The 14,952-nt window shown below is 50.2% G+C and carries 16 protein-coding genes; 2 read left to right on the forward strand and 14 right to left on the reverse strand.

Going from position 1 to position 14,952, the window contains the following annotated elements; genetic code table 11:
* The first annotated feature begins 26 nt into the window (after positions 1–26).
* On the forward strand, positions 27–245 hold the full coding sequence (locus H5647_RS17160; protein WP_045860292.1) for a helix-turn-helix domain-containing protein: 219 nt from the start codon (positions 27–29) through the stop codon (positions 243–245).
* A 375-nt stretch (positions 246–620) separates the two neighbouring features.
* A complete protein-coding gene (locus H5647_RS17165; RefSeq protein ID WP_045860296.1) occupies positions 621–1,010 on the forward strand; it encodes a transcriptional regulator in 390 nt (129 codons plus the stop codon).
* On the opposite strand, the gene H5647_RS17170 is transcribed toward H5647_RS17165, so the two are convergent.
* The 14 genes from H5647_RS17170 to H5647_RS17235 are packed head-to-tail and all read right to left on the reverse strand — an operon-like array spanning position 1,007 to position 14,884.
* Positions 1,007–2,533, reverse strand: a complete 1,527-nt coding sequence (locus tag H5647_RS17170; protein WP_052692141.1) for a tail fiber protein — start codon at positions 2,531–2,533, stop codon at positions 1,007–1,009. The genes H5647_RS17165 and H5647_RS17170 overlap by 4 nt on opposite strands.
* A gap of 15 nt (positions 2,534–2,548) precedes the next feature.
* Complete coding sequence (gpJ, locus tag H5647_RS17175; protein WP_052692143.1) at positions 2,549–7,735, reverse strand: TipJ family phage tail tip protein; 5,187 nt, start codon at positions 7,733–7,735, stop codon at positions 2,549–2,551.
* Positions 7,736–7,747: 12 nt separating this feature from the next.
* Positions 7,748–8,206 carry a tail assembly protein gene (locus H5647_RS17180; protein ID WP_045860298.1) on the reverse strand — a complete coding sequence of 153 codons (459 nt, stop codon included), beginning with the start codon at positions 8,204–8,206 and terminating at the stop codon, positions 7,748–7,750.
* The gene (locus tag H5647_RS17185) at positions 8,199–8,942 is read right to left on the reverse strand and encodes a Mov34/MPN/PAD-1 family protein (RefSeq protein WP_052692146.1); all 744 of its coding nucleotides are present in this window, start codon (positions 8,940–8,942) and stop codon (positions 8,199–8,201) included. The genes H5647_RS17180 and H5647_RS17185 overlap by 8 nt, the downstream gene beginning before the upstream one ends.
* Positions 8,935–9,642: a phage minor tail protein L gene (locus tag H5647_RS17190; RefSeq protein ID WP_045860300.1), complete on the reverse strand. Its 708-nt coding sequence runs from the start codon at positions 9,640–9,642 to the stop codon at positions 8,935–8,937. The genes H5647_RS17185 and H5647_RS17190 overlap by 8 nt, the downstream gene beginning before the upstream one ends.
* Positions 9,639–9,983, reverse strand: a complete 345-nt coding sequence (locus tag H5647_RS17195; protein WP_045860302.1) for a phage tail protein — start codon at positions 9,981–9,983, stop codon at positions 9,639–9,641. Before H5647_RS17195 ends, H5647_RS17190 begins: the two co-directional genes overlap by 4 nt.
* Before the next feature lie 3 nt (positions 9,984–9,986).
* A complete protein-coding gene (locus H5647_RS17200) occupies positions 9,987–12,125 on the reverse strand; it encodes a hypothetical protein (protein WP_045860304.1) in 2,139 nt (712 codons plus the stop codon).
* Positions 12,125–12,496 (reverse strand): hypothetical protein, encoded by a 372-nt coding sequence (locus tag H5647_RS17205; protein ID WP_045860305.1) that lies wholly within the window; start codon positions 12,494–12,496, stop codon positions 12,125–12,127. The genes H5647_RS17200 and H5647_RS17205 overlap by 1 nt, the downstream gene beginning before the upstream one ends.
* Before the next feature lie 44 nt (positions 12,497–12,540).
* Positions 12,541–12,849, reverse strand: coding sequence for a hypothetical protein (locus tag H5647_RS17210; RefSeq protein ID WP_045860307.1), 309 nt, complete (start codon positions 12,847–12,849; stop codon positions 12,541–12,543).
* A gap of 2 nt (positions 12,850–12,851) precedes the next feature.
* Positions 12,852–13,283 (reverse strand): hypothetical protein, encoded by a 432-nt coding sequence (locus tag H5647_RS17215; RefSeq protein ID WP_045860308.1) that lies wholly within the window; start codon positions 13,281–13,283, stop codon positions 12,852–12,854.
* A gap of 19 nt (positions 13,284–13,302) precedes the next feature.
* Complete coding sequence (locus tag H5647_RS17220; RefSeq protein WP_045860310.1) at positions 13,303–13,680, reverse strand: hypothetical protein; 378 nt, start codon at positions 13,678–13,680, stop codon at positions 13,303–13,305.
* A gap of 2 nt (positions 13,681–13,682) precedes the next feature.
* Complete coding sequence (locus H5647_RS17225; protein ID WP_045860311.1) at positions 13,683–14,240, reverse strand: phage tail protein; 558 nt, start codon at positions 14,238–14,240, stop codon at positions 13,683–13,685.
* Positions 14,240–14,554 (reverse strand): hypothetical protein, encoded by a 315-nt coding sequence (locus H5647_RS17230; protein WP_045860313.1) that lies wholly within the window; start codon positions 14,552–14,554, stop codon positions 14,240–14,242. The genes H5647_RS17225 and H5647_RS17230 overlap by 1 nt, the downstream gene beginning before the upstream one ends.
* The gene (locus tag H5647_RS17235) at positions 14,555–14,884 is read right to left on the reverse strand and encodes a DUF2190 family protein (protein WP_045860316.1); all 330 of its coding nucleotides are present in this window, start codon (positions 14,882–14,884) and stop codon (positions 14,555–14,557) included.
* Between the last annotated feature and the right edge of the window lie 68 nt (positions 14,885–14,952).

Here is a 14,952-nt window from a genome sequence, read left to right on the forward strand (position 1 = left end):
CCGCCAGGGGCTTTTTGAGATAAAAAATGACAGAAAAAACCCAAACAACCCTAGCCCGCGAATCGCTCGAATTAGAGCGTGACGAAATGGCCGCAGCCCTAAACGTTCACCGCATGACACTAGCAAAATGGGAGCGCGGCGAACACAAACCGCCGGCGGCAGCAGTGCGCGCTACAGAACTTTTGCAATTTCTGCACAAAAAAAACTTGCTGCGCGAGTTTATTGAAACACAAACAACTAACTAGCCGACAAAAACAACCGCTCGCTCACGCTCAACCGCTCGCAACAAGCAACAAAAACGCTCACGCGAAAACCACTGCGGCTCCCGCCCTGCGACACAAAACAAAACCCCCGCGCGACACAAAATCAACCGACTCTCGCCACTTAACCGCAACTCAAACCGCTCGCCCGCCAACTCCATTGACATACAACTATTTGCCACCCGCCTCTCTCCTGAAAACCCCTACACTATCCTGCGCTAAGACCGCTTAGCAGCGAAAAAAAAATATTAATAGCCATTGACGCTAAAAACAACAAGCAAAACACCGCACTTTTGCCAATACTGCAATATATAGATAAATAGTTTTGCATATTCTGCAAACCCCAAACCTACACACAAAATGAAAACACCACACGAATTTCTACGTACAGAACGAATGCGGCAAAAACTATCGCTAAAGGCAACAATTTACAAAATTGAACGGCGCTATACAGGCGAGAAACCCCTGCGGATTTCAGCCTCAAAATTAAGCCGAATGGAAAATGGACTACTCGAAATATCCACCCGCATACTGCAACCGTGGATGCTGGCACTAAACGTAACCGCAAATGAGGTTTTCTACGATGGCTGGGACGACCAACAAACACTATTACCGCCCGCACAAATCAGCCCAAAACACTGGGAGCTACTAATACAACTAACAGACGACGGACGACAACACATACAAATCGTCCTCGAAAACTTTTACCAATTCTGCAAAGACAACGACCGACTAAAAAAAAACCATTAACCCGTGGCAGACACCGCAATATAACCACCAGAGCTGAGCGTCGTCGTCGCACCACTACTCGCCGCCCACCTCAACTGCAAATCACCCGCCGCAGCCAAATAAATCCAACCTTTGACCAGCACAACATGAGAATAACTATTATTCAAAGTCACAGTAACAACAGAGGTTGCAGACACCTGCTCAATATCAATAACTTCGGAGGACATACCCAACGCCGTATATGTCATAGCACTATCGCCCACATTGCCGCTGTGCGAAAACTGCAAACGCACACCCGTAGCGCCAGCAGCAACACGCAACAACCCATCAATCCACACGAAACCGGCCGACATCGAATAATTCGCCAAGTGCGGATCGGCCGTTAGCGTAGTAGACGCTCGAGGCGTAGACTCAGGCTTACGCTTAAAAACCGGCCCCCCAGCAATAGCATCAACAGCCGACCCAATATCCCCCACAGTACCAGCCAAAACGCCTAACGCATCATTCACCGCCTTCACCGCCGCAGGCGTGGCCGCCAACGTGCTCGACGTACTGCCTGTAGACGAACTTAACTGCACTACACCCTTGGCGCCGGTACTGGCACTCGGCAAGTCACCCGTGCTGTGCGAGTGCGAACTGTTCGCTTTACTCGCCGCTAAATCATAAGCTGATTTTACTGCGCTTGGCGTAGCCGCTTGCGACGTTGACGTACTGCTCGTAGACGAATTTAACTGCACCGCACCCTTGGCGCCGGTGCTGGCACTCGGTAAGTCGCCCGCGCTGTGCGAGTGCGAACTGTTCGCTTTACTCGCCGCTAAATCATAAGCCGATTTTACCGCGCTTGGCGTAGCCGCTTGCGTCGTTGACGTACTACTCGTAGACGAACTTAACTGCACCGCACCCTTGGCACTGGTGCTAGCGCTCGGCAAGTCACCCACGCTATGCGAGTGCGAGCTGTTCGCTTTGCCACCCAGCGCATCCATTACCGCCTTTACCGCCGCAGGCGTGGCCGCCAACGTGCTCGACGTACTGCTTGTAGACGAACTTAACTGCACCACACCCCTAGCACTGGTGCTGGCGCTCGGCAAGTCACCCACACCATGCGAGTGGGAGCTGTTCGCTTTGCCACCCAAGGCATCCATTACCGCCTTTACCGCCGCAGGCGTGGCCGCCAACGTGCTCGACGTACTGCTTGTAGACGAACTTAACTGCACCACACCCTTAGCACCGGTGCTGGCATTCGGCAACCGCGCCAAGGGCACCGCTCCCGCATTTAAGTTATTAGCATTGCGATAATACGATGACGATTGCCCCGCAAAAGTACTCACATTAATATTATAAGTGACCGCCAACGGCCCCCAACTACCGCCACCCTCGCTCCAAATCTCAAAACGATTATTCGCAGCACTCCACCGCACACACCCGTCAGGAACACCACTATCGCTGTCAAACACCATGCGCGCAACAGACCGAATCTTGCCATTCAAAATACTTAACACATCAACTTTTGGCGTCGCCAGCACCGGCTTACTAAAATCAACCATTCCTAAAACTCCACATTAATAACCACTTGCCGACCAACTAAAATCACCCGACACACGACCACCATTACTATTAAACAAGTACACATCAAAATACTCTGGATTGGGCGTATCAGAAAAATCATAAACCGGCACAATAGACTGCACACCCCGAGGTGAAACAATAATGGATGTCACATCAATAAAAGGCGTCGAAAAATACACACGCGTACCAGCAGAATCGGAAGCGTTAGCCACCCCGCCCCCTGCATCACTGCGCAATTTCCTATCTAGGCGCACCTGAATATCTTGTATTTCTACAAGATCATCACCGTCACCACTAAATTCACCCCGAACTTTTACATAACGAAAATTACTACCGTACACCTGCAACTGGTTAACATCGCCATCTGTCCACGTGCTACCGTCAATGCTATAACTCAAGATCACACTGGCACCCAACGTACCACTAACCAAATCCGGCGATGCACTAACAGTAATCAAACTACCGACCAATAACGCACCGTAATCTATAACTTTCTCATAGCTACCCACGCTAGGACCCGGCAACGCAAACACATTAAAACCTGCATCCACCTCGGCCTGCAGAGTGGCATACCCATTACCAACATAATCCTGCCACGTTTCAGACACATCCACAGGCGCAAGCATAGTGTTATCCTGCGTTAAAACCGCATCACTAAACGTACCCTCCCACCCCTGTTCACGCTCCGAAAAATAGGCAAACAAAACATAATCGGGCGGCTGAGAAACCGTTGCAACCGTGGAAACCGCATCCCCCTCATTACCCGCAGTATCGACCGGCACCAACCAATAAGTATAAATACCCGCCGCACTCTCAAATAATGTGGTAAACGTAGAATTGCCCGCCTTTACCGCAAAAGGCACAGCCGAATCCAACTCGGCCCCCCTTTTTAACTCGTAACGATCAACCGGCAAACTACCGGCATTCGCGCCGTAGCGAAACAGCACATTATTATCAATAACCTCACTCACAATACTCGCAGAAGAGGGTGACACAGGGGCAACGGTATAACGCCCAACCGCGCCCGCATTACCCGCCGTATCATACGGAGTTACACTAATCTCACGCGCACCAACCCACCCCACTTCAGCAACAAAATTTGGCTGCGTAACACGACTCAACTCCACGCCGTTTTGCACCGCATAATACGCAACAGGCAAGTCACCCGCACCAACAGGCCAAGCCAAACGTATATTGCGATCAACAAACGCGCCAACAATATCCGGCGACAAAGGCAACCCAGGGCTAACGGGTACAACAACAACACCACTAACATTACCCACGGCATCAACAGCACGAAAACTAAACTCCCGCGAACCCTGCCACGCCACTTCAAGTGACCAACCATCAGCCGCCACCGACGCCAGCAACACTGCCCCATCAAACACCTCAACACGATCAACCGGCAAACTACCAGCACCAACATCTATTAAAAAAACCACTCGCCCAGCTTCAAAAACATAACCAACATCCAGCAACGCTGGCGGCTCAACACCCACCACCACCGCGCTTTCAACACCACGGTTACCCGCAATATCAACAGCGGTAACACCAAAAGTTTTGCTGGCACCCCAATTAACCGGCAGCGTAAAAACAGTAGCATCCACCTGCGCTACAACCACACCACCATCGCTAATATCGAAATAACTAACAGGCAAAGAACCCGCCTCGCACGACCACGACAGCACAAGATCGCGCCCCTCAAAATCAGCAGCAACTAACGGCTGTGACGGCGGGTTAACAACAACCGTCGCTACAGCCAAATTACTCACACTACCCGCCGTATCGACAGACCGCACAGCAAACTGCCGAGCACCCACCCAGCCAATTGCAAGCAATAAAGATTCTGCATTGACGCGATCAACCACAACCCCTTCCGAGAGCACCTCATAGTGTTTTACAGGCAAATCTCCCGCGCCATTCGACCAACTCAACCGCACCGAACCACCCTCTATAGCGGCCGACAATTCCGGCACCAAAGGCCCGCCAACCGCTACAGACAACACCCCAGCATCACTGGTATTGCCTGCGGTATCAAACGCAAATACCTCAAAATTTTTAACACTACTCCACGTAACAGGCAGCAACAGCGTTGCAGCACTCAACGTTTCAATAAGCTCACCACCCACCCACACCTCATAGTGCCTTACAGGCAAAGACCCCGCACCACTCGACCAACTCAAACGAATATTAGCCCCCTCCAAAACAGAGGCGACAACAGGGGCGCTAGGCGGCACAACAGCAACAGACACGCTACCACGCGCACCCTCATGCCCCGCAACATCCACAGCCGTAACGCCAAGCGTTTGCGAACCACCCCAGCTAACCGACAACCAACAAGCGGTACTCACAACACGCTCAACCTCAACGCCAGCACGATCCACAACGTAATACTCAACAGGCAAATCCGTGGCAACATCACCCCAACTCAACCCCAACCGCCCAGCGTTAAACACCGCCTCCACCGAGGGCTGATCCGGCGGCGATACCTGCACCTCTACGCTCGCCACCGCACTCCGATTACCTGCAACATCCTCTGCAATCAACGTAAAGGTGCGCGCAGATTCAAAATTAACCGGCGCACGAAAATGCGTTGCCAACGTCTCGCTAAGCACAACATCGTCATAACGCAGCGTGTAATGTCGCACCGCAAAACTCGACGCAACCGGCGACCATTCCAACACCAGATCGCCCCCCTCAAAACGATGCACGATAACCGGCTGCGCTGGGGCAGCAACATCAACAGCTATAGAAACAGGCTCACTGGCACGACCGCCCGTGTCATAATCTACCACCCACAACGTATAACTACCCGCCACCACGCGAGCCCACACGTACTCGCTGGCAGCACTACGGTGCAACTCAACAGACGACTCATAATCACCGCCCAAGCGCCAAACCGTTTCTTTATAGTCCACATCCGGCGACGGCTCTTTAATTAGCCGCACACCACCTTCTGGCAAAATAACCGCCTGCACCGACGCTGGCAGCGTAGGCGGCACCAACTTGCCTTGCACCTCGTAAACGTCACCACCCAGCCAGCGGCTTCTTTGACCAAGCCGAGACACCGCCCGCGCGCGCACCCGTATACGCTGACCATCTCGTAACTCTCGCAACTCCAGCAACGGCGACGAATCAACCGGCCCACTTTGCCAACCTGCCTCATCGGCCAACGCATATTGAAATTGGATATACCCAACACGCGAATCATCCGGCGCAGTAACAGAGGCCGTAACCGCCGTTTTAATCGCCGCATTATCACGATACAAGACCTCATAAAAAGAAAGATTACTAGGCACAGAAATAGGCCCATCGGGCAGCAAAGTAAAATCGGGGTTATCAAACACCAACCCCTGCTCTATACGAGCATATTTACTAGGGTCGTAAAAATCAGCCTCTACCGAATACTCACCACCCTCACCACGCACCAACGAACGCACGCGGTACAAGGGCAACTCAACCTCAGCAGCAGACAACACCCACATCGCCCCTACAACCACATCCCCCAAGGCCTCATCAACCGTTATTTCTCCGGCAGCAACATCAACACCCTCAACAGCACGCTCATTAAGCACGCCATCTGCACCCACATAGCGCAGCACATAGCTATACGCCAGAGGCAAATCACTAGGCAAACTATCGACCGTCAACACCAAGCCGCCAACAGAACGTACACGACCCCCCAAGCGCAGCCCCGCCACCATTGGGTCTTGCACTCCTATCACATCGCCCGGACGCACAAATAACTGATCCAAACCACAGCGATACGTCACGCTGCGCGCAACAGACTGCCCCGCATCAACTTCAAAACGACCCACTCGGCGCGCCTGCCCCGCACTGTCACACCCAAACGCAACAATATCTTTTTGTCGCCAACCAAAACGGGCAACCGCATCCGAATCTTCCCAAATATCAATGGCGGGCCGCCCACCATCAGCAGGGTTGCTGTACGTCGTCAATACCGCTGTTGGGCGACTCTTTAAACTTTTACTGCTATAACGAAATTTACCCTCAACCACATTGGCCGGCATCACAACGCCCACTGCATCCGAAGGCGCATCTTGCGCAAAATTAATGGTGCCACTGCCGTAATAATTAACGGCACGAAACGCACTGGCCACTTTGCGCAATAGCGTGTACGCCTCATCCTGCGTGCGAATTTGCCCATTAAACGTGTAACGCGGTTGCTGCCCACCCATACCGTCATCGACCAATTCATCATTGTATTGGGCAATTTGATACAGCGACCCTTTATTAATGCGCGCCACATCCACGTACGCCCCCAAACCGTAACGATCATTTGCAATAAGGTCGTACAGCACCCACGCGGGGTTATCTGTCCACGCAAGCTTAAACGTACCATCCCACACACCACTGTACTCTCGCGTTTGAGGGTCGTAATTCGTGGGCACCCGCACAATCAAGCCGCGCACATCATAACTACGCTTTGGCACCTTATCGCCGAACTGGTCGGCATCAATAGTAACGGCGTAGTACGCACTGCTGGGGTAACTCAACTTAGCGTCGATAATTTCCGTGTAACTGGAAAAAAACGTTTGATCCTGAATAGCCGCATCGTCACCATGATCATCCGACACCCGCCGCAAACGAAACAACCACGGCACACCACCCACAGGCTTTTCAACCCTAAACTGACGCTCGTAATCAGCCGTAGTCTTACCCTGAATCTTGGCCTTTATCGCCTCTACCCAAGCGCCACCATTAGCTTGCACATCTACCGCAACCTGCACACTGTAACCATGCAAATCACCATCATCTTTATCTTGTTTGGTTAGCGCCGGTATAACCAACTTTACTCGCACCGCATCTATATCAACATCCGTTACCGTGCGCTCCACTGGAGCGGCCTGCAGCACCTCTTGATCAACTACCACCTCACCCTCTACGGCCGAAAACCCTGCTACAGAGGGTTGCGACAAGGCGCCCGTGCGCTCATCTACCTGCACACCATCAAAATTAAAACTGCCATCCTCATTTTGTACAGGTACACCGTCAAAAAAAACCGACTTTAAACCATCAACTAACCCTACAATCTCGCCTTCCGAAACAAAATCCATAATGCGAGCCGTTGCCACACTACGCAGCGTGTTGGGGTCTTCCTCTGCTGCACGCGCAGAACCACCGCCACTTTTACCACCCTTTGCACCGACTAAACGCATACGAAAATAACCCTAACCACTATAGCTTACCTGTTCACTATTAATGCCGGCCGAAATAACAGCCGACCCCGCATCACGCACCCGACCATAAATTAACGGCCGACAAACACCCTGCTCTGTTGTATTTAACGCACCACTAAATAAAGCCGATAAATCACCCTCTCTATCCTCGTACGCGCTTGCGTTAGGCGCCATAGCACCTGCATCATACCCCGCTTTTCGCCCTTGCACCTGCGGCAAGATATGCAATTGCGACTGCCCGCCAAACCCCAAACGCAAACAATTTTCAGTAATGGGTAGCGCATCTTTTTCGAGCGCCAAAAAATAACGGCCCGCCCTAAATTCTTTTTTAAAGCCCGGCAAAACAGACTCCAAAAACAACACCGCATCCAACGGCGCCTTAACATCTATTACATGCACAGCACCCTCAACCAACTTGGCCAAGCCACCGTAAAAAAATACTTTAATCATGGCGCAACCACATTCTTATTTTGCTTTTCCATAAATGTAACGGCCCACGACGCGACAAAAGCGATTCGCTATACCCACCTCGAATATCCCCCACTTGATGGCCAATTAAACCGCCACCCTCATAAACACCTGCATGATTAATAACGGCACTACGCCCAAACTGAGCCAAAAAACAATCCCCTTTTTGCACATCACTAGACTGAATCTCATAAAAACCTTGCGACTTAAAATTTTGTGTATAAAGGTCTTGACCGCCCTGCCACCAATCCCAATCACGCGGAAACTCATCAAGCAGCAAATTACGATTAAGACGAAACCAATCACGTACATAGCTATAACAGTCGGTAATGCCGTGCTGAAAAGGCCGCCCAATAAGCGGCACAATAGGAAGAGAATCACCCCAAAAAAAAGGCTCCACCGGGGAGCCTTTTTCAACATAAATAATTCCCCAAGGCACACCCCAATCGAGTTGCCCGCGCATATCGGATGCACTGGGATAATAAGGGCCATCGGGATGGGAATGAATAACCGCCAGCACTTGGCCACGGTATTTTTTGACTTGGTGGCGCGCCACCGAAAACGACGCGCGCGGATTACTGGCAACATTTTTTAGCGGTACATAACCCTGCTTAGTAACAAAGCCAACGCTTTCATTTGGGTACGACGCCTGCGCATGAGCCATGGCAATTTTTATTGCCTCGCTATCAAACTCACCTTTATTATTTACGCTAGCCATTTTCACGCACTCTCGCGGCACCGGGGAAACCATCAAAAGGCAACTCTGCATGCTCACCAAAACGCAACCGGCAACCACTCAACGTTTTCGAGCACTTATCATCTACCGCCGCGCACGGGGCATTCTGCTCATCAAAATAATTCTCCCCAACATAGGGGCACGTAGCCTGGCTATAATCAAACTCGCTACTAACATAACGCCGATACCGCGCAACACACACATCACGCAATATTTGCCTGCGCGGCAATTTAACGCCACGCTGATCGAGCATAGGCGACAACTGCCAACGCACACTAACGTTGCTCCATTCCTGCAACTGGTCGATAACAAAAAATTCATCGGGCAACCGTTGATCCGGGTCGGGCGTTGCCCCCGCATCTAAAAAATCGGCAAAGGTCTCAATAACCGTTACCTTTGCACCCACCCAATCGTCCAACGCCAACAGAGCCGAAATAAACTGCCCCTCAATATTCGAAACTTCTAGCACTGGTCGCGGCATACCGCCCTTGGCAGACCAACTTAAACCGCTTATTTTTAGCGGTATTGGCACATACAACTCACCATCAAACGACACCGCAGCACCATTAAACGGCGCTGGAGCCAAACGCATTACCTGCCCCCCCAGCTCGGTTGCATCAATAATTAACAACTGCACTTTTGCACCGTAAACGCTCTGCTGAATAATGCGCTCTACCGTCATAAATCAAATACCCGCTCAAAAGTACACGTTAATTCTGAATGGGTTGGCCCTATTTTTTTAGGGCCACTATAACCCTTACACAAATAAGGCGTAGCGGCGACATTGGGCGGCCCCCACAAAAACGGCTCTACACCCGCGTGCTCATCCAAAAAAGCCACCACACTCGCAATATCGGCGTGCGGCAACGCAAACGTAAGTGGCCAAACAGTACGCCGCGCATTTAAACCATCTTGTGTACGCTGACTATAACCATCACCAAATTGCACACGCCGCGTGCGAAATTCAATACTAGGATTAACGCCGCGACGCGGCACGAAAGGAGGGAACGATTGCAAAGGCATAAACTACACCGCATAAGAATTTAACAAACCACCCGGCTCTTGCTGCAAAGCAATTTCATCATGCACAAGACCACGCACCAACTGACGAATAACCACCACTTGCTGGCCATTTTCTTCGTAACTTTCCACACTATTTTTAACGCCTGCCGCCTCGTGAATATGCACCACAACACCAGCAGAAGACTTTTTACGCTCAGAAATAAAGCGGGTAAAATCGCGGTTTTGATTGGGGCTAAGCACACGCTCATTACGCTGCAAAACGTAGGTGCTTTCTTCTGGCACATTGGTTAAACCACCGTGCGCAATACCGGCCACTTTCGCCCCATAGGTAGCACCCGTTGCCAACACAGCCCCCGCCGCAATTACACCCAACGCAGGCCCAACATACGGTATAGCGGCCATTGACTTGTACGCTTTTATCGCCGTTTCATACGTGTGAATAGCAATTTTTTTTATCGAATTTCGCTTTTCGTCATCTAACAGCGTTTTACCAATTTGAATCGCCAAGCGCGCGCGACCCGCTTCTTTGGAATTGACACCATCGTAATAAGCCCCAGCAATATCGAGCATGGATTCCATACCCTTTGCCAGCGATTTACGGCGCTCATCGTCGGCCTTTTCCTGCAACCTCTGCGAGAGATCGGCGTAACGCGCCTCGGTAATTAACTTGTTATCGAGTGCGCTTTGTAGCATTTGCTGGCGATTCGCATAGGTTTCAGCCAGCTTTTCCTCTTCGGTTTTTAACTCACTTTCAAACGATGCTATTCCGGCCAGCAACTCTGCATTGCCCGCAAGCTTATCCAGCTCGGCCTGCTTGGCAACTAACAAATCAATTTGCTTGGGCACCAAGCCTTCAATTAAACCGTTCTCCAATTGATAGCGCAGCCGCGCCGCTTCTGTGGTTTTACTATACAAGGCAATTTGATCGGTTAACGTTTTGGTAAGCTTTTCGTACTCGCCCACCACACCAACACCAGAACCCGCATCACCCGCACCAGAAACCACACCACCAACAGCCGAAGAACCCGGCTGAACTTTTGGCGGTTTTATTGGGGCCGCCAATTCTTTCGACAAACGAATACGCTCACGCAATAGCGCCAACTCTTTCTCACTATTGGCCAACTGCGATGCTACACCCCTATCGTTAGGACGAGACTCAGCAACCCCGCGCAAAATTTCTACAGCCTTAGCAACCTTTTCATACCGCTGCTCTAAACGTACCAAATCACCAATTGCAGGCCCATGAACTTTGGCCGCCAAACTTTCAGCCATGTGCCGAACAACATCAACAGTGCCGGTCACCGCCTTAGTGACCGCAGCAAAACCACCAACCAACGCATTCGCCAAAGAAGCCGCCGCCTCTTTTGTTTTTTCATCTTGCAACAAAAGCGTAAGCTGCTCGATATTATCGGTTGCACCGGCAAGATTATCGGCCTCTAACAAATCACCCGCAGCATTTCCTAACGATTTTAATGCGCCCCCAAAGGTATCGCGCGCAGCGCGTGCCGAACCACCAAACTGTACCTCTAACTCCTTTAAAATAACTCGCTGAGCTTCTGCCGATTTGCCCGACTCCCATAACGATTTAATAACCGCCTTTTGATCATCGGAAAATTGAATACCGGCCCGCGACAACGCCCCTAAATTCGCAACAGGATCATTTAACGCCTTAGCCAACTGCACCGTTGCCGACGTTAAATCAGTTTCCATGCGCACAGCCAAATCGGCTGCTGCTTCTGTGGTACGTAAAAATTCATCACCCGTTATGCGCGTAAACGTTGCCAGCTTCGATTGAGCACTTAAAAATTGCTCATCACCAAAAGAGGTGACATTCTGCAATTCAGCCGCGTGCCGCGTTAACTCTTGCAACGTAAAACCCACTTGACTACCCGTGGTTTTTAAACCCTGCTCCAACTGCTTTACCGCACGCTCCTGCTCGATAGTGGCAGCAATAACCTTGCGCTGCAACGTAACCACACCACCAACCGCCAAACCGGCAGCCCCCGCAACCGCAAGCTTGCTAATACTCATTTGCCAGCTTTTTGTTGCCTGCACATTCGCCTGCAACTTACGACGCATTTTTGCATCATCAACCGTAAGCTCGGTTACCAGTCTTTCAATAACTTTTTTTGGGGCGCCCATTAACTCATTCTCGCTTTTGCACTTTCGACAATTTTACGGTCGTAACACTCCGCTTGTTCCGGTGTAAGCAGGGCATACTGTTCGCAGGTTAACTTTGCATAACCCACGTACACCTCCCTCTCTACCTCGGACAGCCGTTCAAACTCTTGCAACGATAAATCACCCGTTTCAAACGGATCACACTGCATTAAACTACGCTCGTGAACACCATCTTTAAGACCACCCGTTGCGCCCATCACATTCACCGCCGTGCGGCTATGCAAATAATCTTGACCCTCAAAATCCCACGGCATTTGCCGATAAATTTCTCGCCATTGCGGCCACTCTTCGGCTGGAATAATTTTACCTACCGCATAGAGCGGGCACCGCATCAGAATGGCCAGCTTTACACGTAGACGATAATCGCTATCCAGCCTCAGCTTTTTTTTGGGTCGTCTTCTCCTGCAGACACACAACCATTCACCCGCATACCCGCCTGATAAATTTGGACAATCTGGTCGGCACCAATTTTACTTCTGAGCGCACCCAAGTCTTCCGACGTATGACTGTAATTTTTATCATTCACAAAATACAACGCCGCTTCTTCTACCGTTAGCTCGCCCACTTTAGGCAATAACACCTCACGCATATGGTCAAAACTGAACCGCGTAATCTGCACCGGGCTGGACAACCCCTCAATAGGAATAACAGCGGGCTCTAACTCAACTCTATTTAAAAAATCCATTTTTAACTAGCCTCCGTCCATACAGATTTCCCGCTTTGCTTAGCGTAAACTTTCATTGTGTTTTTTTCTTTACGTTGCGCCGCCGCCATTTTTTTACCCAACATCAACACCGGAACAGTCGCCACATCACCTGTTTTATAGGTAACGCGCATTTTTACCGTTTCCTTGGCATCAACCAAACCCATAAACGCCTGGTAATCCACTAACGACGGAATATGGTTAAATGAATACTCTAAATCTGCTCCCGCTTCTGGCCCAGCCGAATAAATATCCGTCTCATCAACCAGCGCCGACACATCATTAGCATCGCTAACTTCACCCACTTCACCAATGTCAACCACGTTCGGCAAGCCAACATAACTATCCGGCGTATCTGGATCTTCAAACGCAAGTACAGTACCCGCGCCAAATGTAACACCTGTTGCAAACGGCATCGCTTAACCCTCTCTTTAATTAATCAGAATAAATAACTGAAAATTGCAAAACTAAACTACTAAATTGACCGGTTTCATCGGATGAGTACTCCCAATCCCCCGCAAAAACACCCTGTAAAATACCGGAAAAATTACCCTCTGTTATTGCGGGTAAAATTTCACTCGCCCACACATCCAGCTCATCATCGGATTTATGCCGCGAATAAAGGTGTATTTCAAGATCTGCCGTGCAAAAAGCATCGACACCTTTATCCTCAACCTCACCGCGAACCAACGACACCACCACAGCATTTTGCAGGTCGGTTAAATCTGGCTGGCGCGTTGTAAATATTTCACCAATATAAACACGCTCCAACTCGCGCTTAATCGCATCTCGTACTGACTTACGTGCCGACATAACTACCTCGTATACTTTTTTGTTCTATAGCGCAATTCATGCAATAATTTTTTTCGCAACACCGTTTGCATTGCTTTTGCTGAATGCGCTTTCATTTCACGTTCCGCTTCACGCTGAAGCGGAATTTTTACAACCTCTAACGGCAACCGCGCCAAACCCTCTCGCCGATAAACTTGAAATCGACCACTGGCACGACGCACATTAATAAACGCACGATTAAATTGCCGCCCAGCGACGCGCACACCTCTACGATTAGTACCGCGACGCACATTTTTTAACAGTGTTGCACTGCGCATTAAGCTAACTGCCGAAACCGGCTGAGCATAGGCATACAACTTACTTATTTGCTTTCGCGCCGTGGCGCGTGAGATAAAAACTTTTTTACGTATATGCTTGCTTTGAATTTTTGTACTTTTAGCAACACCGCGCACAACCTTGGTACGCACAATCTTTATGGTATCGTTTAACGCTTTCGCCGCCGCGCGCGGCACTTCTTTTTTAGCGATTGCATTTAATTTTTTTTCTCGCCTTTTTATTTGTTTTGATAATTTATCGGCCATTAATATTTACGCACAAACGCGGCAGCCTCTATGCCGTCGTTACCATCTAACGCGGCAATACGATAACGCTGCCCCGCCTGAATATATTCATCATCCACTTTTACCGCGCCCACTTCAGCCACTAAAAAAACCGCACGTATCTGCGATACAACGCCCATGCCGTTTTCTGCAGGCGTAATAAAATCTAAGTCGATCACGGCTTGCGCATTACCGTGTACAACTTTCGCACCCCGACGATACACACCTAGCACAGCCCCCAGCAGGCCGAACGCCTGCCGAGAACCCAAAGCTGTAAGGTCGTTAAACCCCACCATTTACGGACACAACCGAACAGACGCTTCTGTTGTACCGGCACCATAGGCCTCAAGAAAATAACCAATCTTAGTGTTATCCGACGCCGCTGTTGTTAAACGACTATTGCCGTCATCCCAATAAGCCGCAGCATAAGCTGCTGGGGTATCAGCCGAGGTTTTGGGCAGGGTATAACACTCCACCACAACAGCCTCACCCTGCTCACCCGACAAAACATCAGCTTGCACCACACCAAACAAACCAGCAGTACCCAACAACACACCGTCACCACCATTTAAATCTGCGGCGGCTGTAAACGTTAGAACATCGCCTTTCTGTACATGATTTAACATGTGCTATCCCCCTTAATTAAATTAAAAAAACAAAAAAGGCCGCACAGTGGCGACCCCTTATATAAAAA

The organism is Teredinibacter purpureus (assembly GCF_014217335.1).
GTDB classification, from domain to species: domain Bacteria; phylum Pseudomonadota; class Gammaproteobacteria; order Pseudomonadales; family Cellvibrionaceae; genus Teredinibacter; species Teredinibacter purpureus.